General features: G+C 35.2%; 25 protein-coding genes and 1 pseudogene. 18 read left to right on the forward strand and 8 right to left on the reverse strand.

Annotated elements, in window-relative coordinates; translation table 11 throughout:
- The first annotated feature begins 99 nt into the window (after positions 1–99).
- The 12 genes and pseudogenes from nagE to BGI23_RS02580 all read left to right on the forward strand — a co-directional run bounded on the left by nagE (position 100) and on the right by BGI23_RS02580 (position 15,016).
- A complete protein-coding gene (gene nagE / locus BGI23_RS02520) occupies positions 100–1,593 on the forward strand; it encodes an N-acetylglucosamine-specific PTS transporter subunit IIBC (RefSeq protein WP_000938880.1) in 1,494 nt (497 codons plus the stop codon).
- A gap of 253 nt (positions 1,594–1,846) precedes the next feature.
- Complete coding sequence (locus BGI23_RS02525; protein ID WP_044790796.1) at positions 1,847–3,088, forward strand: serine hydrolase domain-containing protein; 1,242 nt, start codon at positions 1,847–1,849, stop codon at positions 3,086–3,088.
- Between the two features lie 84 nt (positions 3,089–3,172).
- Positions 3,173–3,978 (forward strand): annotated as a pseudogene (locus BGI23_RS02530) (sugar ABC transporter ATP-binding protein).
- A gap of 164 nt (positions 3,979–4,142) precedes the next feature.
- On the forward strand, positions 4,143–4,544 hold the full coding sequence (locus BGI23_RS02535; RefSeq protein ID WP_046953685.1) for an LSm family protein: 402 nt from the start codon (positions 4,143–4,145) through the stop codon (positions 4,542–4,544).
- 16 nt (positions 4,545–4,560) lie between these two features.
- Entirely contained in the window at positions 4,561–4,755 is a 195-nt protein-coding gene (locus tag BGI23_RS02540; protein ID WP_000899467.1) for an LSm family protein, read from the forward strand.
- 13 nt (positions 4,756–4,768) lie between these two features.
- Positions 4,769–6,313 carry a glycosyltransferase family 2 protein gene (locus tag BGI23_RS02545; protein ID WP_001266464.1) on the forward strand — a complete coding sequence of 515 codons (1,545 nt, stop codon included), beginning with the start codon at positions 4,769–4,771 and terminating at the stop codon, positions 6,311–6,313.
- Positions 6,306–7,547, forward strand: coding sequence for a nucleotide sugar dehydrogenase (locus BGI23_RS02550; protein ID WP_044790794.1), 1,242 nt, complete (start codon positions 6,306–6,308; stop codon positions 7,545–7,547). The genes BGI23_RS02545 and BGI23_RS02550 overlap by 8 nt, the downstream gene beginning before the upstream one ends.
- Complete coding sequence (locus BGI23_RS02555) at positions 7,544–8,509, forward strand: NAD-dependent epimerase/dehydratase family protein (RefSeq protein ID WP_070805158.1); 966 nt, start codon at positions 7,544–7,546, stop codon at positions 8,507–8,509. Before BGI23_RS02550 ends, BGI23_RS02555 begins: the two co-directional genes overlap by 4 nt.
- Positions 8,502–10,046, forward strand: a complete 1,545-nt coding sequence (locus BGI23_RS02560) for a glycosyltransferase family 2 protein (RefSeq protein ID WP_044790844.1) — start codon at positions 8,502–8,504, stop codon at positions 10,044–10,046. The genes BGI23_RS02555 and BGI23_RS02560 overlap by 8 nt, the downstream gene beginning before the upstream one ends.
- A gap of 340 nt (positions 10,047–10,386) precedes the next feature.
- Positions 10,387–12,636 (forward strand): formate C-acetyltransferase, encoded by a 2,250-nt coding sequence (gene pflB / locus BGI23_RS02570; protein WP_000195490.1) that lies wholly within the window; start codon positions 10,387–10,389, stop codon positions 12,634–12,636.
- A gap of 69 nt (positions 12,637–12,705) precedes the next feature.
- Positions 12,706–13,437, forward strand: a complete 732-nt coding sequence (pflA, locus tag BGI23_RS02575; RefSeq protein WP_070805159.1) for a pyruvate formate-lyase-activating protein — start codon at positions 12,706–12,708, stop codon at positions 13,435–13,437.
- 412 nt (positions 13,438–13,849) lie between these two features.
- A complete protein-coding gene (locus BGI23_RS02580) occupies positions 13,850–15,016 on the forward strand; it encodes a diglucosyl diacylglycerol synthase (RefSeq protein WP_000594714.1) in 1,167 nt (388 codons plus the stop codon).
- 362 nt (positions 15,017–15,378) lie between these two features.
- Here the strand turns inward: BGI23_RS02580 and BGI23_RS02585 are convergent, their stop codons facing one another.
- The 4 genes from BGI23_RS02585 to BGI23_RS02600 form a co-directional block, all read right to left on the reverse strand.
- Positions 15,379–15,498: a YfhE family protein gene (locus BGI23_RS02585; RefSeq protein ID WP_000358485.1), complete on the reverse strand. Its 120-nt coding sequence runs from the start codon at positions 15,496–15,498 to the stop codon at positions 15,379–15,381.
- 110 nt (positions 15,499–15,608) lie between these two features.
- The gene (locus BGI23_RS02590; RefSeq protein ID WP_000914738.1) at positions 15,609–16,166 is read right to left on the reverse strand and encodes a GNAT family N-acetyltransferase; all 558 of its coding nucleotides are present in this window, start codon (positions 16,164–16,166) and stop codon (positions 15,609–15,611) included.
- Positions 16,167–16,407: 241 nt separating this feature from the next.
- Complete coding sequence (locus BGI23_RS02595) at positions 16,408–17,538, reverse strand: amidohydrolase (RefSeq protein ID WP_000698305.1); 1,131 nt, start codon at positions 17,536–17,538, stop codon at positions 16,408–16,410.
- A gap of 140 nt (positions 17,539–17,678) precedes the next feature.
- Positions 17,679–18,584, reverse strand: a complete 906-nt coding sequence (locus BGI23_RS02600; protein WP_070805160.1) for a TIGR01777 family oxidoreductase — start codon at positions 18,582–18,584, stop codon at positions 17,679–17,681.
- Between the two features lie 81 nt (positions 18,585–18,665).
- On the opposite strand from BGI23_RS02600, the gene recX reads away from it, so the two are divergent.
- Positions 18,666–19,478 (forward strand): recombination regulator RecX, encoded by an 813-nt coding sequence (gene recX / locus BGI23_RS02605; RefSeq protein WP_000268519.1) that lies wholly within the window; start codon positions 18,666–18,668, stop codon positions 19,476–19,478.
- Between the two features lie 10 nt (positions 19,479–19,488).
- Positions 19,489–19,806, forward strand: a complete 318-nt coding sequence (locus BGI23_RS02610) for a YfhH family protein (protein ID WP_001057032.1) — start codon at positions 19,489–19,491, stop codon at positions 19,804–19,806.
- 64 nt (positions 19,807–19,870) lie between these two features.
- On the opposite strand, the gene BGI23_RS02615 is transcribed toward BGI23_RS02610, so the two are convergent.
- A complete protein-coding gene (locus BGI23_RS02615) occupies positions 19,871–20,023 on the reverse strand; it encodes a YpzG family protein (RefSeq protein WP_000122093.1) in 153 nt (50 codons plus the stop codon).
- Between the two features lie 38 nt (positions 20,024–20,061).
- On the reverse strand, positions 20,062–20,220 hold the full coding sequence (locus tag BGI23_RS02620; protein ID WP_000517891.1) for a small, acid-soluble spore protein K: 159 nt from the start codon (positions 20,218–20,220) through the stop codon (positions 20,062–20,064).
- A 121-nt stretch (positions 20,221–20,341) separates the two neighbouring features.
- On the opposite strand from BGI23_RS02620, the gene BGI23_RS02625 reads away from it, so the two are divergent.
- Positions 20,342–20,608: a YfhJ family protein gene (locus BGI23_RS02625; protein ID WP_000998158.1), complete on the forward strand. Its 267-nt coding sequence runs from the start codon at positions 20,342–20,344 to the stop codon at positions 20,606–20,608.
- Between the two features lie 24 nt (positions 20,609–20,632).
- Here BGI23_RS02625 and BGI23_RS02630 read toward each other — a convergent pair whose 3' ends face one another.
- Positions 20,633–21,613, reverse strand: coding sequence for a metal-dependent hydrolase (locus tag BGI23_RS02630; RefSeq protein ID WP_000379127.1), 981 nt, complete (start codon positions 21,611–21,613; stop codon positions 20,633–20,635).
- 149 nt (positions 21,614–21,762) lie between these two features.
- Between BGI23_RS02630 and mutY the strand changes: the two genes are divergently transcribed.
- Positions 21,763–22,860: an A/G-specific adenine glycosylase gene (gene mutY, locus BGI23_RS02635; RefSeq protein ID WP_000171401.1), complete on the forward strand. Its 1,098-nt coding sequence runs from the start codon at positions 21,763–21,765 to the stop codon at positions 22,858–22,860.
- A 34-nt stretch (positions 22,861–22,894) separates the two neighbouring features.
- On the opposite strand, the gene BGI23_RS02640 is transcribed toward mutY, so the two are convergent.
- Complete coding sequence (locus tag BGI23_RS02640; protein WP_000275444.1) at positions 22,895–23,119, reverse strand: hypothetical protein; 225 nt, start codon at positions 23,117–23,119, stop codon at positions 22,895–22,897.
- 124 nt (positions 23,120–23,243) lie between these two features.
- Between BGI23_RS02640 and BGI23_RS02645 the strand changes: the two genes are divergently transcribed.
- A complete protein-coding gene (locus BGI23_RS02645; RefSeq protein ID WP_000039045.1) occupies positions 23,244–23,525 on the forward strand; it encodes a gamma-type small acid-soluble spore protein in 282 nt (93 codons plus the stop codon).
- A 188-nt stretch (positions 23,526–23,713) separates the two neighbouring features.
- Positions 23,714–23,974 (forward strand): YgaB family protein, encoded by a 261-nt coding sequence (locus tag BGI23_RS02650; protein ID WP_000997582.1) that lies wholly within the window; start codon positions 23,714–23,716, stop codon positions 23,972–23,974.
- Positions 23,975–24,129 lie beyond the last annotated feature (155 nt).

Below are 24,129 nucleotides of genomic sequence, written 5' to 3' on the forward strand. Positions count from 1 at the left end.
TATACAACTATATGTTATTATGGTTATGTAAATAGAAAGCGTTTTCTAAGGCGTACTTATAATGATAACGATTTCATAAATTTGATAGGGGGAATTAAAATGTTGCAGTTTTTACAACGTATTGGTAAAGCGTTAATGCTTCCAATTGCCGTACTACCAGCAGCAGGATTATTGCTTCGTTTAGGACAAGAAGACGTATTTAACATTCCTGTTATGGCACAGGCCGGTGCAGCAATTTTTGATAATTTAGCACTTATTTTTGCAATTGGTGTTGCAATCGGTTTGTCTGTTGACGGTAGTGGAGCAGCTGGACTTGCCGGAGCAATCGGATATCTTGTTTTACAAAATACAACGAATGCTCTAAGTAAGACGTATTCAGCAGCAGAGTTAAATGATAAATTAAAAAGTGTTCAAGATTTAGTCGGTTCAGTAGATCCAACTAAATTAGCAGATACAATGACAAAGGTTTCAAAAGCAGCGGCGTTAACGCCGAAAATTAATATGGCCATACTCGGTGGTATTATTGCAGGGGTTGTTGCTGGGTTACTATACAACAAATTCCATAAGATTAAGCTACCAGAATGGTTAGGATTCTTTGCAGGAAAACGTTTTGTACCAATCATTACTTCAATCGTGATGCTTCTTTTAGGATTAGTATTCGGTCAAATTTGGCCAACGATTCAAAGTGGTATTGATGCAGTAGCACACGGTATCGTGAACTTAGGTTCAATTGGTGCTGGTTTATTCGGATTATTAAACCGTTTATTAATTCCAATCGGTTTACACCACGTAATGAACACATACTTCTGGTTCGTACTTGGTGACTTTACAAATGCAGCTGGCGATATCGTTCATGGTGATATTGCACGCTTCTTTGCAAAAGATCCATCAGCAGGTATGTTCATGACTGGTTTCTTCCCAATTATGATGTTCGGTTTACCAGCAGCATGTTTCGCAATGATTGCAGCTGCTAAACCAGAAAAACGTAAAATGGTTACAGGTATGTTAGGTGGTCTAGCATTAACTTCATTCTTAACTGGTATTACAGAGCCAATTGAATTCTCATTCATGTTCTTATCACCAGTATTATATGGTATTCATGCTGTATTAACAGGTCTGTCTCTATTCATTACAACAACACTTGGCATTCACGATGGTTTCTCATTTAGTGCTGGGGCAATCGATTACTTCTTAAACTTCGGTATTGCAACAAAACCATTGTTACTAGCAGGAATTGGTTTAATTTACGCAGCAATTTACTTTGTAGTATTCTACTTCTTAATTAAGAAGTTCGACCTAAAAACTCCTGGTCGTGAAGATGAAGAGGAAGTAGCTGAAGGCGAAGAAGCTCCAGTTGCAGGTTCAATTGGTGAAACTTACGTAGCAGCTTTAGGTGGAAAAGAAAACTTAACAGTTATTGATAACTGTGCAACACGTCTACGCTTACAAGTGAAAGATGCTGGTCAAGTAAACGAAGCAGCATTAAAACGTGCTGGTGCAAAAGGTGTTATGAAATTAAGTAACACGAGTGTCCAAGTTATTGTAGGTACAAATGTTGAATCTGTTGCCGATGATATGAAAAAACACGTATAAATAATGAGATAAGAGGATATCCGAAAAGATTGATGACATCAATTTTTTTAGAGGATATCCTCTTTTTTTGTTAACAATTTAACAGCAATCTTACTTTTGTAAATTTTCTTTTTCTTTTTTATACATATAGGTTGGTAATATGTGCAGTGCGTGATAAAGTAGGGATGACATAGAATGGCGTATCCATAATCTACTAAAAAAAATCTTTAGTAGAGGGAGTAAATTATTGTTGAGTAAGGGGAAAAAAGCAATCATGGATCAGGAAAAAAATAATGCGAATGGGAAAGCACGTCGGCCGATTGTATACATAAAAAGAACAATCATTATCGTCTTACTATTTTCAGTTGTATATTTCATGTATACAAAAATTGTTGCGCATAATAAGAAAGAAGAAACTTTAAAAGCAGCAGCAGAAATGAAGAAACAAGAAGAGCTAAAAAAGAAAGAAGAAAAAAAGAAGCAAGAAGCACAAAAACAAAAAGAGCAGGAAGAACAAGTGAAGCAAGCACAAGCTGCAGAACAGCCTGCTGAGGGACCACCTCAAGAAGTTAATGAAAACGCTCAATTAGATCAATATTTACAAAATACAGGATTTAGCGGGACAGCGGTTATTGTGAAGAACGGAAAAGTTCTTTTGAATAAAGGATACGGTATGGCGAATAAAGAGAAACAAGTACCGAATAATTCAGAGACAACCTTTTATATTGGTTCTATTTCAAAGGCATTTGTAGCGACTGCTATTATGCAATTAAAAGATCAAAATAAATTAAACGTAGAGGATACGATTGCAAAGTATATTCCAGATTTCCCTCAAGGTAATGGGATTCAGTTAAAACATTTACTAACACATACATCAGGAATTCCAGAGTATGAACAGGGAACAGAGGATATTTCGCATGAAGAACTGATAAAACGAATAGGAAACCAAAAGCGTGTTGGGGGTCCAGGAGAGAAATGGAAGTATTCCGATTCTAACTATTCGATACTCGCCTATATTGCTGAGAAGGTAAGCGGACAACCGTTAGAAGAGTATATTAAACAACATATTTTTGCACCTGCTGGTATGAAACATTCTGGTTTTGGTAGAGAGCTAGAACAAACAAGATTTCCATCGACAGGTTATAAAATAGTAAATAACAATATGACAACACCTAATATTCCAAGTATGTCACAACTATATGGTTGTGGTGATATATATACAAGTGCACACGATTTATATTTATTTAATGAAGCACTCTTCTCTGGAAAGCTAATTTCAAAAGAAAGCTACAATCAAATGTTTACAGGCGGAAAAAAAGATTACGGGTTTGGATGGTACGTAGATCCGGGAAGTTATTCGAATCACGGTGTAATGCCAGGCTGGAATTGCTTGAATGGATTTAGTAAAAACGGAAGTGTGTATGTCGTTTTATTATCTAACATTCAAAACAATATTAAATCGTTTGGTAAAGTGAACAACGATATTTATACGATGTTGCGAAATATTGAAGTATAAGAGACTATCCTTTTGGGTAGTTTTTTTTATTGAGGAAGTGTATGTGCAATGAGATAATGAAATAAATGGAAAAGGGGGAGGGGTATGAGTATACATAAGCATCATGAACGTAATGCAAAGCGCATCTTTTTTTTATCTGTTATTGTATGGATTATCGTCGCAATTGGATTAGTGATGGAATATAAAAAAGGGATGTTATTTACTTCGGAGAAAGAAAATCTGAAATTAATAGGTGTTATACTACCGGCATTTGGATTATTAATATATAGCTTTATAGAAAAAAGAAGATCAAAAATGCTCAAACAGGAAAATTATAATATAGAGACTTTTGAATTATTGGAACAACAAAAATTTGTTGTTCGCAAAGAGGTAGGGATATTTCAAGTAATTACATACTTTGGATTAGATGGAAATACAGTAGGATTTTTAAAAGAAGAGTATGATTTTGTGATTCAAAGTGTATGGCAAGCTGTACTCTCTTTTCTTTTTAAGGGACTACATAAGCAACAATTTTATTTATATAATCAATCGGGAGAAAGATTATTGCGTGTTCAAAAGAAGATGGGAGTACGCAACTTTTATATTTTTTCTAATGTAGATGGAGAGAAATTAGGAGAGTTGAAACAAGTACTAAGTTTAAAAAAGTGGGAATGGATCTTTTTTGGGCCGGATGATAAGGAATTTGGTAAAGTGACTGGGGACCTTTCAGCAACAATGCAGAAAATAGAATGGCGAGATGGAACGCATATTGATGTGAAAGAAGATGGTATTCCGTTAGAAGCTGTTAAATATTTCTCGGCAAGCGGTGGTTCACTTGTTACAGCTTCTATAAGTGAACGGGCAGAGCGGTTTATTACTGTGTCTCTGCGATAGTTACAATTAAAAATTAAGAGGTAAAAAAGATAGATGGAATGCCATCTATCTTTTTTATTGTTAGAACATATTGTTTCGATGAAAAATGTATGCCTTACCTATCACAAAAAAAGCCTGATTTGTATACATTAAGATGTATGGATGTGTTTTTATAATTTTAAAATAATAGGAGGAGAAGTGTATGTGTCTGTTCGGTAAGTATTGGAAAAAGTTATCGAGATTGTTTAATAGGCAATTAGATTACTTTTTAGATAATAAGTTATTACCTGCTGTGGAAAGACTTTTATTTTCACAAAACTTCGCGAGATTTATTCAAAGAAACTCTAAGCAAGCTACGGAAGAAGTTATTGAATCAAGTAGATTTCAATCTATTATTTGTAACATTTTAAAAGAATGTAATACATCACCTTTTAAAGAAATTGCAGAGCAGTATTTGGGTAAAAATGTTGAAATTACTGTGACAGTTGGACAGTTAACGGGTGTAATTGTAGCAGTTGGTGATGATTTCTTAACACTGCAAGAAGGAATAGGAACAGAAGTTTTATTACCATTTACAAGTATTATATCAATTAAAGAAGCGTAAGAAAGGAGAGTTATATATGTTATTTACTGATGAATTACGTAACCATGTTGGTGAACTAGTGCAAGTTGTGACAGCTGTAGAAATCATTGCGGGCGTTCTTTTATCTGTGACGGATGGGGCAGTAATTATTCGTACTTCTCCTTCTTATGGACCACCAGAAGATGTAGCTGTACGTATTCCTATTATTGCTTATGTTCGCTTGGAAGGGTAAGAGTGATACAAGTATGAGAGTGTCAGTTGTGATTCCAGTGCATAATGAAGCAAGTACTTTATCAAAAGTTTTAGTAGAAGTAAGGAAGTTGGAACCATATGAAATTATCATAGTAGATAATGGATCGACAGATGGTACGAAAGAAATAGCGCTACAGCATAATTGTCGTGTGATTTATTATAGATATTCTCTTGGTAATGATGTGGGACGGGCAATTGGCGCTAGAGAAGCAAAAGGTGAAATTGTCTTATTTTTAGACGGTGATATCGTCATGAAAAGTGAAGAATTATATCCTTTTATTAAAGGAATACAACAAGGACATCAAATTGTTTTGAATAACTTAACATGGTCTGTTTATTTAAAAGTACGACCGCATTATACGACGGTTGGAAAATATATGTTAAATCGTTATTTGAACAAGAAAGAATTTGTTGTAGGGTCTTTAATTGCGATACCACATGCAATCAGTCGTGAAGTGATTGAAAAACTAGGGTGGTGGAATTTAGCGGACCCAGCACTATTTCAAGCGATGGCGATGTCTAGAGGAGTAGATATTTCTGATATGGCTTCAGTTGATGTCATTTACACAAATAAAGTTCGTCCTGTCCATACGGGCACATCACCTGGCTCTCCTTATCCGAAAGCGACTAGTCGTATTATGGGTGATCATTTGCGAGCTTTACAATACGTAATCGAAACATACGGTAATCGCGGTGGTTTTTCTAAGGGCAATAAAGATAGGGAGTTTGTAGGAAAGTATAAACCAGTTTTATTGCAAAAGAAAAAAGCGAAATATAGTGCCATTATCCCAGTATCAGAAGAGAAAACAACTATAAGGTCTGTTATACAGGAAGTGAAAAAAGCGGGTGTAGATGAAATTATAGTTGTTGCGAATGGAGCTGCCGTAAAGACCATTAAACAAGTAAAGCTAGAGAATGTTATTGTTGTTGAGTTGGAGGAAACGCTTGGGCATAATGTAGCACGGGCGATAGGGGCCATGTATGCTACGGCAGATATTTGTTTATTTGTTGATAGTGATTTTGTTATTCCAGCAACAAATTTAATTCTATTTTTGCGCGCTATTGAAGATGGAAGTGATGTGGCATTAAATGATTTACAGTGTTTATTAGATATGTTTCATCCAGCAGATCCAATTAGCATGGGAAAATATTTTGTGAATTTGATAGCGAAGCGACCAGATTTATGGAATAACTCATTAACAGCAGTACCACACGCTATGCATAAAAAAGTAATAGAGAAAATTGGTTATGATTCTCTTGTGATTCCTCCATTAGCTCAGATAAAAGCTATTTTAGAAGGATTCTCTATTACAGCAGTAGAGTTAGTAGATGTTATAAAAACAAATCGAGTACGTCCAGAGCAACACGAATTTGTAAATGGGCGTATTTCAGCATTTGATCGTATTTTCGGTGATCAAATTGAGGCGATTGCGTATTTATTACAGTGTACGGACGAACGCGGTGGCTTTACGGATGGAGATAGAGATAGAGATATCATTCAACAATTGAGAAGGGAAGAAGAGAATACAAATGAATAGTAGTAAAGTAGCTATTATTGGCTTAGGGTATGTTGGCCTTCCTTTAGCAGTCCATTTTGCAGAGAGAGGGCATACAGTACTTGGGTTAGATAAAGATATTAGAAAAATAGAATCAATTATAAAAGGAGAAAGTTATATTCCGGATGTTTCTTCTAAAGAGTTACAAAGTTTATTGACGAAAAAAAAATTAATAGTAAATACACCGGATCAAGGTATTGCTGATTTTCAAAATAGTGATTATGTTATTGTTACTGTCCCGACTCCAATTAATGAACAAAGAGAACCAGACTTAAGTGCCCTCATTTCAGCCTCACATTATATACAACAAAACCTTCAAAAAGGACAAACCTTCATTTTTGAAAGCTCCACATATCCAGGTACACTCGAGGAAGTTATCATTCCTATTATTTCTCAAACAGGGAAAAAGGTAGGAGAAGATTTCTATATCGGATATTCCCCTGAGAGAATTGATCCGGCTAATAGTCACTATTCTGTTCAAACGATTCCAAAAGTTATTAGTGGACAAACAGAAAAGTGTAAACAAAAAGTTCAGGAGTTGTATAGCACTACATTTGATGTAGTTGTTCCAGTTAGTTCTCCGAAAGTAGCGGAAATGTGTAAGTTATTTGAAAATATTCAGCGCCTAGTCAATATTTCCTTAGTAAATGAGTTAAACACACTATGTGAAAGTTTAGGAATTGATTTTTATGAGGCGCTTGAAGCGGCATCTACAAAACCGTTTGGATTTACTCCATATTGGCCAGGACCAGGAATAGGAGGACATTGTATTCCAGTAGATCCTTTATATTTCCAATGGAGAATAAAAAGAAATGGGGAAATTAGTCAATTAATTGAGGCTGCACATGTGATTAATGAAGAAATGCCAGAGAAAATAGTCAGGAAAGTAAAAGGTATGGTGCAATCACCTGCATCAGTTTTAATTGTAGGAGTTGCGTATAAGAAAGATGTAAATGATTTGAGAGAATCACCTGCTTTACCAATTATTGAATTGTTAATAAAAGAAGGATATGAAATCGAATATCACGATCCATATATTTCTTCTGCAAAGTTTGGAGATAAGGTGTATCAATCTGTTTCTTTGGATGAACAAGTCGTTAAACAAGCGAATTGTATTTTAATTTTAACAGACCACTCTAATATCGATTGGAAGGTTTTTAAAGGGATAAAGCAAGTCGTAGATACACGTGGAATTATAAAGAAGGTGAGTGTATGAGTAAGAAATGTTTAATTACAGGTGGAGCAGGATTTATTGGATCGCATTTAGCTGAAGAGCTGGTGAAAAGAGGTTATGATGTCACTATCGTTGATAACTTCTATAAAGGGAGAAATAAATATCATGATGAGTTAATGAAAGAAATTCGGATTATTCCAATAAGTGTTTTAGATAAAAATTCTATTTATGAATTAGTAAATCAACATGATGTAGTGTTTCATTTAGCAGCAATTTTAGGTGTGAAAACGACAATGGAAAAGAGTATAGAGCTTATTGAAACGAATTTTGATGGAACGAGAAACATTTTACAAGCAGCGCTAAAAGGAAAGAAGAAAGTAGTTTTTGCGTCTACTTCAGAAGTATATGGTAAGGCAAAGCCACCCTTCTCTGAAGAGGGAGATCGATTATACGGGGCAACTTCTAAAATACGTTGGAGTTATGCAGTGTGTAAAACATTAGAAGAAACATTATGTTTAGGATACGCATTAGAAGGTTTACCGGTAACGATTGTTCGTTATTTTAATATTTATGGTCCAAGAGCGAAAGATGGTCCGTATGCAGGGGTAATCCCGCGATTTATTAGTGCGGCTTTGCAAGGAGAAGACATTCTCGTATATGGAGATGGAGAGCAGACACGTTGTTTTACGTATGTAAGTGATGCGGTAGAGGCAACGATTCGAGCGATGGATGAAAAGGTAAATGGTGAAATTATTAACATAGGTTCTGAGAATGAAAAGAGTATAAAAGAAGTAGCAGAAGTAATTAAAAAACTAACGAAATCTTCTTCGAAAATTGTTCAAGTTCCTTTCGAAGAGGTATACCCACATGGCTTTGAGGAAATTCCAAATAGAAGACCGGACGTAACAAAATTAAAAGAGCTTGTTCAATTTCAGGCGAAAGTAACGTGGGAAGACGGATTGAAGGAAACAATTAAGTGGTTTCGTGAAGAAGACAATGGCTAAGTCATTATCTGTTATTATTCCTGCATGTAATGAAATCGATACGATTTCAGACGTTATTCAATCGGTAAAAGGATTAAATCCATTAGAGATTATTGTAGTAGCAAATGGTTGTACTGATGGTACAGAAACAGTTGCTGAGCATTTAGGATGTAAAGTACTGCGGTATACAGAAAAGCTTGGAAATGATGTTGGACGTGCAGCTGGTGCCAAAGAAGCTATAGGTGATGTACTACTATTTATAGATGGCGATTTTGCTATTCAAACTTCAAAATTACAGTTATTTCTTAATCCGATTTTATACAATCAGGCAGATGTAGTTTTAAATAATTTGGACGCATTATTTTTAAAAAGGCAAAAACCTAATTCTATTACAGTATGGCGCCAAATATTAAATGCAATATTAGAGCGTGAAGAGTTAAAAATTGATTCTTTATTAGCTGTACCTCATGCGTTGACGAAAGAAGTTGTTCAAAGTATTGGATATGAATGTTTTGTTAATCCTATTCTCGCTCATTTACGTCTAGTTCAAAGCAAATGGAGAATTAGTCGACATTGTGCAATTGACGTTATTACGCCAAATAAATTTCGGCCGACCGAGCATGCTGCGTATGGCGCAGGTCTTTCTCATTCTGAAAAACGGATGATAGGTGACCATATAGAAGCTGTAGCGGAGCGAATAGTAGGTAGCGATGAGCGCGGAGGGTATTGTGATGGAAATAGGAAAAGAGATAGTGTCTATCATACTTTAGATTTTGAAGATTTTTATCAAGGATGGGGCGTTACATCTAATTTGTATAAGGGAAAGCAATTATCGGTCATTATTCCTGTACAAGATGAAGAGAAAACAATTGGAAACGTTATAGAAGAACTTCGCAAAATTGAACCTTTTGAAATTATCGTTGTTGTAAATGGTTCGTCTGATCAAACAGCAACGATTGCAAAAGAAAAGGGAGCAACGACAATCGTATATAAAGAAGCACTCGGAAATGATGTGGGGCGCTCACTTGGAACGTATTTTGCAAAAGGAGAAATTGTGTTATTTATAGACGGCGATTTTGTTATTCCAGCGAGTGAGTTATATCCTTTTGCGAAAGCTATTGCAGATGGAACAGATGTTGCATTAAATGATCTAAATCATTATTTAGATTTAAGAGTACCGCTTCATCTTGTAACTGCATTTAAATATGCATTAAATTTAGCTTGTGATAGAAAAGATCTAGGCGTAGGCTCTCTTATCGCTGTACCGAATGCGTTTAGTCGTAAGTGTTTGAAAGAAATTGGATATAGATCTTTACTGGCACCGTGTGTAGCCCAAGTGAAAGCTATTCTTTCAGGATTTGAAGTTGCATGTGTAAGTCGTGTTGAAGTCGATAAGATGAACCGTATTCGTCCCAGTGAACATTTTGCTAAAATAGGTCATCCACCAGCTGTACTTCGAATTATAGGTGATCATATAGAAGGGTTAGAGCAATTAATTGTATTAACAGGCAGTCGTGGTGGATTCCATGATGGAAATAGAAAAAGAGATATTTTATAAGTAACAAAAAAGTGTACAACATATGTACACTTTTTTGTTCTGTTATAAAAAACTATAACAGATTAGGAGATAAGAGTATTACAGCTCTACAATGGGTATTGTTTTTATATTACAAAATAGGACTCGTATATAAGAATACCAAAAAAATACAATTAAGGAAAGGGTTAATTTTAAAGACTTTCAAATGAAGTTAACACTATGTATATAGTAGTTTGCTCAATATTTCACAAACATGTCACAACTATTTCGTTCACTTTCGTAAAAAAGTAGTATTCTAAGTGTGTAAGCTGTTATATAAAAAATCTTAGTCCTGTACTAATCAAAAATGGAGGAGATTAGGATGACTCAAGTATTAGAAAATGTTAAAAACGCATGGGAAAACTTTAAAGGTGAAAAATGGAAAGCAGAGATTGATGTTCGCGATTTCATTTTAAATAATGTAAACGTTTACGAGGGAGACGAATCTTTCTTAGCGGGAGCAACTGAAGCAACGAAACAACTTTGGGATCAAGTAATGGATTTAACAACGAAAGAACGTGAAAACGGTGGCGTTCTTGATATGGATACAAAAATTGTTTCTTCTATTACATCACATGAACCAGGATATTTAAATAAAGAGACTGAAAAAGTAGTCGGTTTCCAAACTGATAAACCATTTAAACGTTCTTTACAACCATATGGTGGTATTCGTATGGCGGAACAAGCTTGTGAATCTTATGGATACGAAATGGATAAAGAGCTTAGTCGTATTTTCAGAGATTGGAGAAAAACTCATAACCAAGGTGTATTTGATGCTTATACACCAGAAATGAGAGCTGCTCGTAAATCAGGTGTTATTACGGGTCTTCCAGATGCATACGGACGTGGACGTATTATCGGTGACTACCGCCGCGTAGCATTATATGGAGTAGATCATTTAATTGAAGCGAAGAAAACAGATTTAAATTTAACTGGTGGTGTAATGAGTGAAGATACAATGCGTTTACGCGAAGAGTTATCTGAGCAAATACGTGCACTTCAAGAGTTAAAACAAATGGCTGCTTCTCATGGCTTTGATATTTCTAAGCCAGCAACAACTGCTCAAGAAGCATTCCAATGGTTATACTTTGCATATCTTGCAGCAATTAAAGAGCAAAACGGAGCTGCAATGAGTCTTGGACGTACTTCTACATTCTTAGATATTTATATTGAAAGAGATTTAGCAAATGGTACTTTAACAGAAGAAGACGTACAAGAAATTGTGGATCACTTCATTATGAAATTACGTCTTGTGAAATTTGCAAGAACACCTGATTATAATGAGTTATTCTCTGGTGACCCAACTTGGGTAACTGAGTCTATCGGTGGTATGGCATTGGATGGTCGTCCATTAGTAACAAAGAACTCATTCCGTTTCTTGCATACATTAGATAATTTAGGACCAGCTCCAGAACCAAACTTAACAGTTCTTTGGTCTAAACAATTACCACAGAACTTTAAAAACTACTGTGCGAAAATGTCTATTAAAACATCAGCAATTCAATATGAAAATGATGACATTATGCGTGCTGACTATGGCGATGACTACGGAATTGCTTGTTGTGTATCTGCAATGAGAATTGGTAAACAAATGCAGTTCTTCGGTGCACGTGCAAACTTAGCAAAAGCATTGCTATATGCGATTAACGGTGGTAAAGATGAAAAATCTAAAGCACAAGTTGGTCCTGAGTACGCACCGATTACTTCTGAAGTATTAGATTATGAAGAAGTTATGCATAAGTTTGATATGACAATGGAATGGTTAGCGGGTCTATATTTAAACACATTAAATGTTATTCACTACATGCACGATAAATATAGCTATGAACGTATTGAAATGGCACTTCACGATACAAATGTTCTTCGTACAATGGCAACAGGTATCGCGGGTCTATCTGTAGTAGCAGACTCTTTAAGTGCAATTAAATACGCAAAAGTAAAACCAATTCGCGATGAAAACGGAATTGCAGTTGACTTTGAAATTGAAGGAGATTTCCCTAAATACGGTAACAATGATGACCGTGTAGATGAAATTGCTGTAAATCTTGTGAAAACATTTATGAATAAACTTCGTAAACACAAAACATATAGAAATTCCGTTCATACAATGTCAATCTTAACAATCACATCTAACGTTGTATACGGTAAGAAAACTGGTAACACTCCAGATGGTCGCCGTACTGGAGAACCATTTGCACCAGGTGCGAACCCGATGCATGGACGTGATACAAAAGGTGCGTTAGCTTCATTATTATCTGTAGCTAAATTACCATATGAAGATGCACAAGATGGCATTTCTAATACATTCTCTATTATTCCAAAAGCACTTGGTAAAGAGGATGAAGTACAAGTACGTAACTTAGTATCAATGCTTGATGGTTATGCAGTAAAAGAAGGACATCACTTAAATATTAACGTATTTAACCGTGAAACATTAATGGATGCAATGGAACATCCTGAGAAATATCCACAATTAACAATTCGCGTATCTGGTTACGCTGTAAACTTTATTAAATTAACTCGTGAACAACAAATCGATGTAATTAACCGTACAATGCATGAAAGCATGTAAATGAAAAAAGTGTCCCTCTGCATTTTATAAATAGCAGAGGGAGGCTGTTTCAATAAAGGAGGAAGTAACATGGTAAAAGGAAGAATTCATTCTGTAGAGTCTTGTGGTACTGTTGATGGCCCAGGAATTCGTTATGTCATATTTACACAAGGGTGTTTATTACGTTGTCAATATTGTCATAATGCTGATACGTGGGAGATCGGTAAAGGAAAAGAAATAACAGTCGAAGAAGTAATGCAGGATGTGACATGTTACCTTCCTTTTATTGAAGCTTCCGGAGGCGGTATAACAGTTAGTGGTGGGGAACCATTATTACAACTAGATTTCTTAATTGAATTATTTAAGAAATGTAAGGAAATTGGAATTCATACAACAATTGACTCTTCGGGTGGTTGTTATTCTGAAGAACCAAAATTCCAAAATAAGCTAGATATTTTAATGGAGTACACAGATTTAGTTTTATTGGATTTAAAACATATTGATTCAAAGAAACATCGTAAATTAACAGGAAAACCAAATGAACATATTTTACAATTTGCTCGTTATTTATCGGATAAAAATAAACCGATTTGGGTACGACACGTATTAGTTCCTGGTGTTACTGATAATGAAGAGGATCTACAAAAGTTATCTAGCTTTATTCAAAGTCTGTCTAATGTTCAAAAAGTTGAAGTGTTACCATATCATAAGCTTGGTGTATATAAATGGGAGGCACTTGGACATAAGTATCCACTTGCGAATGTAGAACCACCTACTGAAAAAAATGTAGAAGAAGCAAGACATATTTTACAAGCAGTCTAATCCAAATATTGGATTAGGCTTTTTGCTTTCTTTACAATAAAACCTAGAGTATATATAGAGAAAAGAGTATACTAAAAATAGAATATCCATATTTTTGTAAGGAATAAGTAGAGAAATTTACATAATTGTAAAGGGAAATCAAAATAGTAAAAAGAATTAAGAAGTAAAAGAGTGAGTATCATGGAATAGAGAACATTTGTAAGTTATTGCGAAAGCTCTTATAGGAAAGTATAATGTAAAGATATGAGCACAGATAGGATTAAGGGGTCAATCTTATATGCTTTGCATATCCACGACAGGTACATAGCTGAAAGAGAAATATTAGAGTCTGTTTATGTAATTTTTAAGGAAAATGTTTTTCCTATTGTCGTATATGCAATATGGAGAAACAATAAGCTAGGAGTGGATTTGTTTGATAAAAAACCCCAAGGTTTTAATATTAACTGCACATTACGGTAACGGTCATGTGCAAGTAGCGAAAACATTAGAGCAAACATTTCGCCAAAAAGGAATTAAAGATGTAATTGTATGCGATTTGTTCGGAGAATCACATCCGGTTATAACCGATATTACAAAATATTTATATTTAAAAAGTTATACAATAGGAAAAGAATTGTACCGCTTGTTTTATTATGGCGTAGAAAAAATTTATGATAAAAAAATAGCATCTTGGTATGCAAATTTTGGAAGGAAACGTTTGAAATTACTTTTACAAGCGGAGAAACCGGATATTGTTATTAATACTTTTCCGATTATAGCTGTACCAGAATTAAAAAAGCAAACAGGTATTTCAATTCCTGTGTATAACGTATTAACGGATTTTTGTGTGCACAAAATATGGATTCATCGGGAAGTAGATCGTTATTTTGTAGCAACTGATCACGTAAAAAAAGTTATGGTTGATATTGGTGTGCCTGCGGAGCAAATTGTTGAAACTGGAATTCCGATTCGTAGTAGTTTTGAGTTAAAGATCAATTCAGATATTATATATAATAAATATCAGTTATGTAAGAATAAAAAGATTTTACTAATTGTAGCAGGTGCTCATGGAGTATTAGGAAGTGTAAAAGAACTATGCCAATCATTTATGTCAGTACCTGATTTACAAGTAGTTGTCGTTTGTGGGAAAAATGAAGCGTTAAAACAGGATTTGGTAGGATTACAGGAAAAAAATCCTGATGCATTAAAAGTATTTGGTTATGTAGAAAATATTGATGAACTATTCCGTGTTACTTCTTGTATGATTACAAAGCCAGGCGGTATTACGTTAAGTGAAGCGGCAGCATTGCAAGTACCTGTCATTTTATATAAGCCTGTTCCAGGACAAGAAAATGAAAATGCGATGTACTTTGAAAGAAAAGGGGCTGCAGTTGTCATTCGTGATGATAGTGAGGTTTTTGCAAAAACAGAGGCGTTATTACAAGATGATATGAGGCTTCTTCAAATGAAAGAAGCGATGAAAAGTATTTATCGTCCAGAGCCAGCTGATCATATTGTGGATACAATTTTGGCAGAAAACCATGTAGAACCGAATCATATACCTATTAAATCACCTGCTCTTGCACAATCATTTACTTAATATGAAACCCTCTTTTGTATGTTTAAAGAGGGTTCTTTATTATTTTCGAAGATAAAGACTTATCCACATGAAGAGTGCGCTTTCATTAAACAGTAAAGTCGGAATATTAACAACTATATCCACATTATCCACAATTTTTAGAAAAATATCCACAATTCTAACATTTGATGTACGTTACAATATATAAACTTTTGAAAGATTTATTCAATTTATTCACAATTCTATAAATTATGTGGATAACGTTATCCACATAAAAAAGGTTCCTTATTTATAAGGAACCTTTTTTTACTCTATCACGTAGAAAAAATATGTAATGAGAATGAATAATTAGGGGGGAGAACTTCTAATTATTCATTCTCACTTTAAATACTTTTCGAACGATAACCCGCTGCGCGATCTGCTTTACGAAATTCTCGTTGGTAGAGAACTTCTTGTGTACTAGATAATGCGTTTTTTGTTTTGTCACGTTTCTTTTTATCCATTACAAATCACCTCGTGTCCTAAAGTCACTATTTATCGTTTCCAAAGACATGGGGTGATATACGTATATATCAAAATGTTAATGGTTAATTATTATTTCTGAAAATTTAGATTACGCTTCTTTTAAGTGATGAGAATCTTGGAACGTTGTATCTCGCATTGTAGCAAGTGTATATTGATCTTTTGGAATTTCATATAAGTTATATACTTCTTCATTTGCGTTAATTTCATCATAAACGGCTTTTCTTGTTTCGTTTGCTAGATTTACATATTGTAATTTTTCTGCAGCTTTAATAGAACGAATATTTATTTTGCGAATACGCATAAAAATCGTTTCAATATCTAACTCGTAGAAAAGTTCGCTAAAAAATGAATCTTTTGCCAATTTATTGTAGCCTTTTCCGTGATAAGGTTTGCCAAGCCATGTTCCAAGGAATCCGGCTTTTTCTTGCACATCAAATAAAGTAATTGTTCCGATAGGGTTACCCCATTCATCTAAAATTGTACGTGAAATTAATTCCCCACGCTCTTCAGCTTCAATCGTTTGTTTCGTTAAAAATAAATATTCCTCATAAGAATAAGCCTTTTGACGCACAAAAGGGAAGACAGCTGGATCCACCATTAACTCGTATAGAACGTGGCTGTCGTGTAAGTCGCGTTTTTTCAACATACTAACTCCTCCTCACACGAGGGTAGCATGACGAAAAAACACCCCACCCTCGAAATTTTTATATCAATCTTTAAAAAATTTCGGGGTGGGAATCGAACCCACTAGAACCAGTTTCTAACGCTGGTGGCGCACCATTTGCCTTCCCCATTCATCAATTTGAAAATGATAATCACGACACAAATTGATTATGGTTTCATTCAGTTTATAATCGTATAATACTTTATCTAGTCAAAAAAATAAACTAGTTTTTTTTATTTTTTTTGTAAATTATTTTTCCATCAATCATAGTTAGTACAGGCTTGGCTAAATAATGGAAAGGATGATGGGTCCAGAGCACAAGATCAGCGTCTTTTCCAGCCTCAATACTTCCAATTCTATCCTCTAACCGTAAATTTCGCGCTGGAAATATAGTGATTCCTTCTAGTGCAGTTTTTTCGTCTAATCCTTCCCTTACTGCGACAGCAGCACAAATATTTAAATATTGAATGGGTGTATAGGGGTGATCTGTTGTGATGGAAACTTCCACTCCATTTTTTGATAATATATGGTAAGTATCCCATGTTTTATTTTTTAGTTCGATTTTAGAACGGCGTGTAAGCGTGGGGCCAACTGAAACCTTCAAATTGTGTTTTGAAAGTTCTTCAACAATAAAGTGTCCTTCTGTACAATGTTCAATACGTAAATCAAGATTGAACTCTGTTGCAAAGCGTAGAGCAGAACTAATATCATCTGCTCTGTGAGCGTGGATACGTACGGGTATTTCACGGCGTAATGCTTTTAAGATAGGAAGCATTCGAAAATCAGCTTCATGCCCGTAGTGCTGTGCTTCATAGAATGATTCCCGAAGTAATCCCATAATTCCCATACGCGTAATGGACTCTTTTGTGCCATTACTATGGACCTTTTTAGGATTTTCTCCAAAGGCAATCTTTAAACCAGCAGGTTCTTGGATAATCATATGATCAATACAAGTTCCAGCTGTTTTTATTACACAAGTCGTACCACCGATAATGTTTTGACTTCCTGGCATAACGTGAACAGTTGTAATTCCATTTTGTACCGCATCTTGAAATGCAATATCCAAAGGGTGGATTCCATCTAAAGAACGGATATGTGGTGTTGAAACTTCAGACGTTTCATTTGCATCATTGCCAGCCCAACCAGTACCTTCATCATAGAGACCAAGATGGGTATGGACATCAATAAATCCAGGTAAGAGATGAAGAGCACGTGCGTCTATAACTGTCATCTCTTGAGTAGGTTGAATGGAAGGCTTGACCTCAGCAATTTTTTCTCCTATAACGAGTACATCCCCTTGAAATTTTTGGGATGTAATAGGATAGACAATGGCTTGTTTGAGCAATATTTTCATAGGTACCTCATTTCTGTTACTTTATAATGTTAATGGAATGTAAGGGAAAGTAACTGAAAGATTATTTGTGTAATAATGCTCCGGATGCTAGAAAATAAAAGTTTTGAAAGGGCCCTCTGTAAAACTGTGTTTTAGAAGTACTACATTGTATGCGAAAGTATATTTTGTAATGCATGGTCTATTGCCGGAAATGTATATTCATACCCATGCTCAATTGCTTTACTAGGTAATACATGTTGCCCTTCTAGTACAAGTATGCTCATCTCACCAAGTAAAATGCGAAGCATAAATGAAGGGACAGGTAACCAATGAGGTTTTTTCATTATAGCTGCAATGGTTTCTCCGAATTCCTTCATTCTTATAGGGCGGGGAGCTGTAATGTTAAGCGGTCCATCAATTTCTTTTTTGTGTATGATGAAATCAATCAGGCGAACGACATCGTCTATATGAATCCATGATAACCATTGATTTCCAGAGCCAATTGTACCGCCGATATAGAATTGATAGGGGAGTAGCATTTTTGGAAGAGCTCCTCCATCTGCACTTAATACGACTCCAAATCTTGCGTAGATTGTTCGTATTCCGAGAGCGCGTGCTTTGGATGCTTCTTGTTCCCATGAATATACTGTATGTGCTAAAAAGTCATCTCCAGGAGGCTCATGCTGTTCTGTAAAAGACTCGGTTTCAGACGTTCCATAGTATCCAATAGCGCTTGCGTTAATAAATGTGTGCGGTTTTATGGTGAGTGTCTGCAATTGTTTAATGAGTCCTTTTGTCGTTTGAATTCTACTGTTTACAATGGCTTTTTTTTGTTTCTTTGTCCATCTACTATTAATAGACTCTCCAGCTAGATTAATAACTACATCAATAGAAGAGAGAGGGAAGGTTTGTAAATCTGGTGTCCATTGTACGTATTGAAGGTTAGGATCGAAAGTTTCAGTCGTTTTGTTTCGAGTCAGAATGTAAACCGTATATCCTTTTTGAATGAAAAAAGTAGAAAGGTATGTACCGATAAAGCCGGTACCACCAGAAATTGCGATTCTCACAATTATTTCCTCCTCATTATATATATTCTTGAAAAGCAAAAACGTTCCTCGACTATGTTAAAATAATAGAGAGGTGAGAGTATGGCTGTCATTACAAAAATAGAAGTCCAAAAACGATCGAAAGAACGATTTAATATTTATATTGATAAAGGTCAAGGTGAAGAGTACGGATTTAGTGTCAATGAAGTAATCTTAATAAAACACGGATTACAAAAGGGCTTAGAAATTGATGAAATAGCGTTAGGAAATATTTTGTACAATGAAGAGGTACAAAAAGCATATTTACAAGCAATCTCCTATTTATCCTATCAAATGAGAACGAAACTAGAAATAGAAGATTTTTTACGAAAAAAAGAAGTGGGACAGGCCATCATCTCTGAAGTCGTTTCGAAATTATTACATGACCGATATATTAATGATAAAGAGTATGCTATTTTATATACGAGAACGCAAAGCAATGTGAATCGAAAAGGTCCTACTGTTATTAAAAGAGAGTTGTTAAATAAAGGTGTTCAGGATTTAATTATTACGCATAGTTTACAAGAATATCCGAAGGAAAAGCAAATTGAGAATGCTTTAATTCTTATAGAAAAGAAGAAGAAATCTTATCAAAAGCATTCCTTTTTACAAATGAAGCTAAAGTTAGACGAAATGCTTGTTCGGAAAGGATATTCTAGAGATGTGATTCAAATTTGTTTAGAAGAATTGAAAGACGAAAAAGATGACGAAAAGCAACAAGAAGCGTTACACTATCATGGGAATAAATATTATGAGAAATATAAGAAGCATGATGGATGGACATTCGAAAATAAGATGAAACAAGCGTTATATCGCAAAGGATTCTCTATCGATGAAATAGAGGTATTTTTGCAAATGAAACGCGAAGAGGGATGAGGAGAATAAGATGAATATGCCAAAGCGCTACAGTGAAATGACACCATATGAGCTAAGGGAAGAAATTGGGCTTTTGAAAGAGCAAGCGATAAAAGCTGAGCAACTTGGAATTGTAAATGAGTTCGATGTATTAATGCGAAAGATAGCAATGGCTCGCGCTTATATGACTGACATAAACAAATTCCATATCGGTGAGACATATGAATTAGTAGAAGAACCTGGTATATTATTTGAAATTACGTATTTCAATGGGGTATTTGCTTGGGGACATAAGCAAAATGATAATGAAGAGATCGGAATCCCGATTTCTTTATTACAAGAAAAATAAAAACCAGAGAGCGAATATCTCTCTGGTTTTCATCTTTGGTAGGCGTTACAGGAGATAGGAGATTCTAAAATTGGCGTTTTTTACATTCATTCGCCAATATAATGAGAGACTGGGTTTGTTGCGTCTGTCCGTTAACTTGCGCTTTTGCATGTTTCGGACGAGTCCACGTATGGTTAAATAATTCAGAACGACTATCTAAGCGATCACGGTAGCTCATCTTTATCACCTCGTGTAGGAAGTTAAGTTACTTTGTTACTATTCTTCCTGCTGATTTGCAGCACGCATACGTTCTTGTGGGTGCGTGTTAATTGTGCCGTTAGGTCGCTTCGAAGCGAAGCGTGATTTCGCTTTCGGTTGACCGTCGATTTTGCTGTTGTTTTTTGACTCAGACCAAAATTCGGCTTGTTTACCCATTGCGAACGCCCTCCTCATCATCAGTTGATACCTCTTGAAGAAGTATCAATTATAGAATGTGCAAAATAGAAGAAACTATCCTTTAGAAATGAAGGGATAATTAGGTAAAGGAGATTAGAACATGAATGATATTTATGAAGCATTAACGAAAGAACTATTAGACAAAAATGACAAACTTTCTTACGCGCAAGCTCGTGCGTGGGTTGAATTACTGTGGGAAGATTTTCAAACAACTTATGCGAAATCAGGTCGTTATCAAGGAGAAGAAATGACTGAACAAGTGGTGCGATCATGGATTAATAATCATGGAGTACGCCTTCATGAAATGCGTACAAATAATCCGAAATATAGCCATTTAATCAATCAAGAAGATCATTTGAAACATTAAAAAAAGCGACTGAAGTCGCTTTTTTTAATGTGGAAGTAACTCCAGTTTTTTTCGAAGTTTTTCTTCACTAAAAATCCATCCTGTATAGGAACTAATAATATTTAAATTATGATCGAGTTGAACGATTGCAACGAATGGATAATAGTCTTTACTGCGATATCGCAAATCAATGAATCGAACTTCATAATAATGATCATAATCGAAAATGTCCCAGCGATATACAGGGGAGAAAGATAAAAATGCTGAGATGTTTTCATCTTGTTTAGCTGCGCGCATAATAGCATTATCTGGGAACGGTACCCGATCGAACTTATCATATACCATGATGTTACCACGATGCCATCTAGCAACGTAGTAATAATTGGTTGTAACGATTGCTAAATGATAATGATAAAATCGATAAGAAGGAGAAATAATTATCTTCTCAACATGTTTGAAACGTTTTTGTACAACGCTTCTTATATTTCTATGCATCATAATCCGTCCGATATAGTAAACAATCATCAATATATACGCTGCTAAGGCAGTATACCCTTTATGGGAACCTACGAGCATACAAGCAATTGCGAGTATATGGATGAAGAAAATGACGGTATCGAATGTATTAATGATACCTAGCGCTACCCATTTTTTTGTGAAGGGTCGTAATGCCTGTGTACCGTAGGCATTGAAAATATCTACAAAGACATGAAGAAAGACGGCAATAAATGACCAAAGTAGTAGATGCAAATATGGAGCGTCTGAAAAGAAGGCGAAAGAGATGCCACTTATAAGGAATGACCAAAGAATCACTGCAGGAATGGAATGAGTAATCCCGCGATGATTTCTTATATATTTAGCGTTATTACGCAATTTTAAAACTGTATCGATATCAGGAATATTGGAACCAGCAATTGTAGCGAGCATAACTGCTTGTGGCCCAATATCACTTTGTGCTATGGCTGGATCTAACGTGGCCAAGCTGCCTAGAGTAACGCCCATAACAAGGTGAGTGGCTGTGTCCATAGAAATCCACCTCCGTTTTTTATTAATGTAACTCTTTTTATTCGATACCTCAAGTCCTTTGCCTTCTATTTCCTATGTCATCTTACTTAAATTTTTTCCTAAAATCTTTATAATAGTACTTATATGCAAAAAAATGAGGGGGATCAAGTTTGACACTTGAAATATTAAATAATTTTAACATAGAGCAGTTTCAAAATGATTTAATTGGTTGGTTTGAAAAAGAGCAACGCGACTTACCGTGGCGTAAAAATAAAGATCCATACCGTGTTTGGGTTTCGGAAATTATGTTGCAGCAAACTAGAGTAGAAGCTGTAAAACCATATTACGCGAATTTTATGGGGAAGTTTCCTACTCTAGAAGCTTTGGCAAATGCTGATGATGAAGAAGTGTTAAAAGCATGGGAAGGTTTAGGTTATTATTCTAGAGCAAGAAATTTACATGCGGCCGTAAAAGAAGTAAAAGAAGTATATGGCGGGATAGTACCAAGTGATGTAAAGAAAATTGAAAAATTAAAAGGAGTCGGCCCCTATACAAAAGGTGCTATTTTAAGTATTGCCTATGGTATACCAGAGCCGGCAGTTGATGGAAATGTAATGCGTGTATTGTCTCGCATTTTATCAGTATGGGATGACATTGCAAAACCAAAAACGAGAAAAGTGTTTGAAGAGATTGTGCGTGAAATTATTTCGGCAGAAAATCCATCTTATTTTAATCAAGGTTTGATGGAATTAGGAGCACTGATTTGTATTCCTAAAAATCCAGCATGCTTACTTTGTCCTGTACGTGAGCATTGCAGGGGATATGCTGAAGGTGTTCAAAAGGAATTACCAGTCAAAAGTAAAGCAAAGGCCCCTACGATGGTACCGATTGTTGCAGGAGTACTTCAAACGGAAGATGGTCGTTACGTCATTAATAAACGTCCAAGTACCGGTTTATTAGCTAATATGTGGGAGTTTCCGAATATTGAACTTGGCGAAGGGATTCGTAATCAGAAGGAACAGCTTATAGATTATATGAAAGAAAAATTTGAGCTTTCGATTTCTATTGAAGAATACGCAATGAATGTACAACATACGTTTACACATCGTACTTGGGATATATTCGTATTTTACGGAAAAGTAACTGGTGATATTGTTGAAACAGATACATTGAAATTTGTATCGAAAGAAGCATTTGAGCAGTTACCTTTCTCTAAATCGCATCGTACGATTTATGAGAGTTGTGTTGAGAAAATTACAATGCAATAAACAAAAAAAGTGTTCCCAGGTTGGGAACACTTTTTTAATCGTAAGAAATTTTCGTCCCATGAGTCCAACTAGCATCACCTTCTTGTAAGCCGCCTCTTGATTCAATTTCTATTACAATTTCTTTGTAAATACTTTGACCTTCTGCATTTAAATACGGCAGAATCTGTTGTAATGAATGATGAAAATAAGCTAATTCATCTTCTTTCCATTCATTTTTTGAAACCATCGTTAGTTCAGTCATATCGCGTCCTATATACATATTTCCACCTCCATTTTCTATAGTTTGAATGAGTGACAAGAGATATATACGGAGATTAAAAAAAGAAAATCACGGATAGCTTCTAAGTGAATTGGTTACATTATTGGTTGTGGAGGTGAGAAAGATGAGTAAAAAACAACAAGGTTATAACAAGGCAACTTCTGGTGCTAGCATTCAAAGTACAAATGCTAGTTATGGTACAGAGTTTTCAACTGAAACAGATGTGCAAGCAGTAAAACAAGCAAACGCGCAATCAGAAGCAAAGAAAGCACAAGCTTCTGGTGCACAAAGTGCAAACGCTAGTTATGGTACTGAATTTGCAACTGAAACAGACGTGCATGCTGTGAAAAAACAAAATGCACAATCAGCTGCAAAACAATCACAATCTTCTAGTTCAAATCAGTAATGAAAGAAAAACACTTCTCTAATTCGAGAGAAGTGTTTTCTTTGTGCTTTGGTCATGGGAATGAAAATAAAACGAACGACATAACTTCTAATAAGTCAACAAATGTAGTCAAAGGAGAAGGAAGTTAAAGATTAGAAATATGTAATGAGGAATAATAAATGATAAATAAGTCCAAAAGGGGGTAAGTAATGAACGATTTTGATAAGTTGGTAGGAGAGCAATTGGAAACGATGGATGAGTTGTTGAAGTTACAAGCTCACCTAGAGAAGTATCAGCAAATTGAAATGAGCGAAAAGGATACGTGCGATAAAAAGGAATTACATTTTATCCGCCAAGAAATATATAGAACAGAATTAGCGCTCAAGCTATTACATGAGAAATTTGAAGAGCAAACAAATAGTGTGATTCAATCTTTTGAAACTGAAAAAATGATTTCAAATTTAGGATAAGATATATCGTTACCTTTAGGTGAAAGGTCCTTCTTTACATGGAAATGAGGAAGGACTTTTTTTATCCCACTTTAATGGGCAGTAAGACCCCCATCTCAAAATTCAGCGAAAGCAAAGGCGTTAGGTGGGGGCAGGCTGACCATAAAAGTCCGATT

Origin of the sequence: Bacillus sp. ABP14, assembly GCF_001831375.1 — a bacterium.
GTDB classification, from domain to species: Bacteria; Bacillota; Bacilli; order Bacillales; family Bacillaceae_G; genus Bacillus_A; species Bacillus_A paranthracis.

What these genes read in the sequence shown, in the direction of transcription:
- BGI23_RS02540 (WP_000899467.1), top strand. Translation starts at nt 4,561, where the DNA reads ATGTTATTTACTGATGAATTACGTAACCATGTTGGTGAACTAGTGCAA.
- BGI23_RS02535 (WP_046953685.1), top strand. Translation starts at nt 4,143, where the DNA reads ATGTGTCTGTTCGGTAAGTATTGGAAAAAGTTATCGAGATTGTTTAAT.
- recX (WP_000268519.1), top strand. Translation starts at nt 18,666, where the DNA reads ATGGCTGTCATTACAAAAATAGAAGTCCAAAAACGATCGAAAGAACGA.
- BGI23_RS02595 (WP_000698305.1), bottom strand. Translation starts at nt 17,538, where the DNA reads ATGAAAATATTGCTCAAACAAGCCATTGTCTATCCTATTACATCCCAA.
- BGI23_RS02550 (WP_044790794.1), top strand. Translation starts at nt 6,306, where the DNA reads ATGAATAGTAGTAAAGTAGCTATTATTGGCTTAGGGTATGTTGGCCTT.
- BGI23_RS02590 (WP_000914738.1), bottom strand. Translation starts at nt 16,166, where the DNA reads ATGTTGAAAAAACGCGACTTACACGACAGCCACGTTCTATACGAGTTA.
- BGI23_RS02555 (WP_070805158.1), top strand. Translation starts at nt 7,544, where the DNA reads ATGAGTAAGAAATGTTTAATTACAGGTGGAGCAGGATTTATTGGATCG.
- BGI23_RS02585 (WP_000358485.1), bottom strand. Translation starts at nt 15,498, where the DNA reads ATGGATAAAAAGAAACGTGACAAAACAAAAAACGCATTATCTAGTACA.
- pflA (WP_070805159.1), top strand. Translation starts at nt 12,706, where the DNA reads ATGGTAAAAGGAAGAATTCATTCTGTAGAGTCTTGTGGTACTGTTGAT.
- BGI23_RS02560 (WP_044790844.1), top strand. Translation starts at nt 8,502, where the DNA reads ATGGCTAAGTCATTATCTGTTATTATTCCTGCATGTAATGAAATCGAT.
- BGI23_RS02645 (WP_000039045.1), top strand. Translation starts at nt 23,244, where the DNA reads ATGAGTAAAAAACAACAAGGTTATAACAAGGCAACTTCTGGTGCTAGC.
- BGI23_RS02525 (WP_044790796.1), top strand. Translation starts at nt 1,847, where the DNA reads ATGGATCAGGAAAAAAATAATGCGAATGGGAAAGCACGTCGGCCGATT.
- BGI23_RS02615 (WP_000122093.1), bottom strand. Translation starts at nt 20,023, where the DNA reads ATGAGCTACCGTGATCGCTTAGATAGTCGTTCTGAATTATTTAACCAT.
- BGI23_RS02625 (WP_000998158.1), top strand. Translation starts at nt 20,342, where the DNA reads ATGAATGATATTTATGAAGCATTAACGAAAGAACTATTAGACAAAAAT.
- BGI23_RS02610 (WP_001057032.1), top strand. Translation starts at nt 19,489, where the DNA reads ATGAATATGCCAAAGCGCTACAGTGAAATGACACCATATGAGCTAAGG.
- nagE (WP_000938880.1), top strand. Translation starts at nt 100, where the DNA reads ATGTTGCAGTTTTTACAACGTATTGGTAAAGCGTTAATGCTTCCAATT.
- BGI23_RS02630 (WP_000379127.1), bottom strand. Translation starts at nt 21,613, where the DNA reads ATGGACACAGCCACTCACCTTGTTATGGGCGTTACTCTAGGCAGCTTG.
- BGI23_RS02650 (WP_000997582.1), top strand. Translation starts at nt 23,714, where the DNA reads ATGAACGATTTTGATAAGTTGGTAGGAGAGCAATTGGAAACGATGGAT.
- pflB (WP_000195490.1), top strand. Translation starts at nt 10,387, where the DNA reads ATGACTCAAGTATTAGAAAATGTTAAAAACGCATGGGAAAACTTTAAA.
- BGI23_RS02640 (WP_000275444.1), bottom strand. Translation starts at nt 23,119, where the DNA reads ATGTATATAGGACGCGATATGACTGAACTAACGATGGTTTCAAAAAAT.
- BGI23_RS02620 (WP_000517891.1), bottom strand. Translation starts at nt 20,220, where the DNA reads ATGGGTAAACAAGCCGAATTTTGGTCTGAGTCAAAAAACAACAGCAAA.
- BGI23_RS02545 (WP_001266464.1), top strand. Translation starts at nt 4,769, where the DNA reads ATGAGAGTGTCAGTTGTGATTCCAGTGCATAATGAAGCAAGTACTTTA.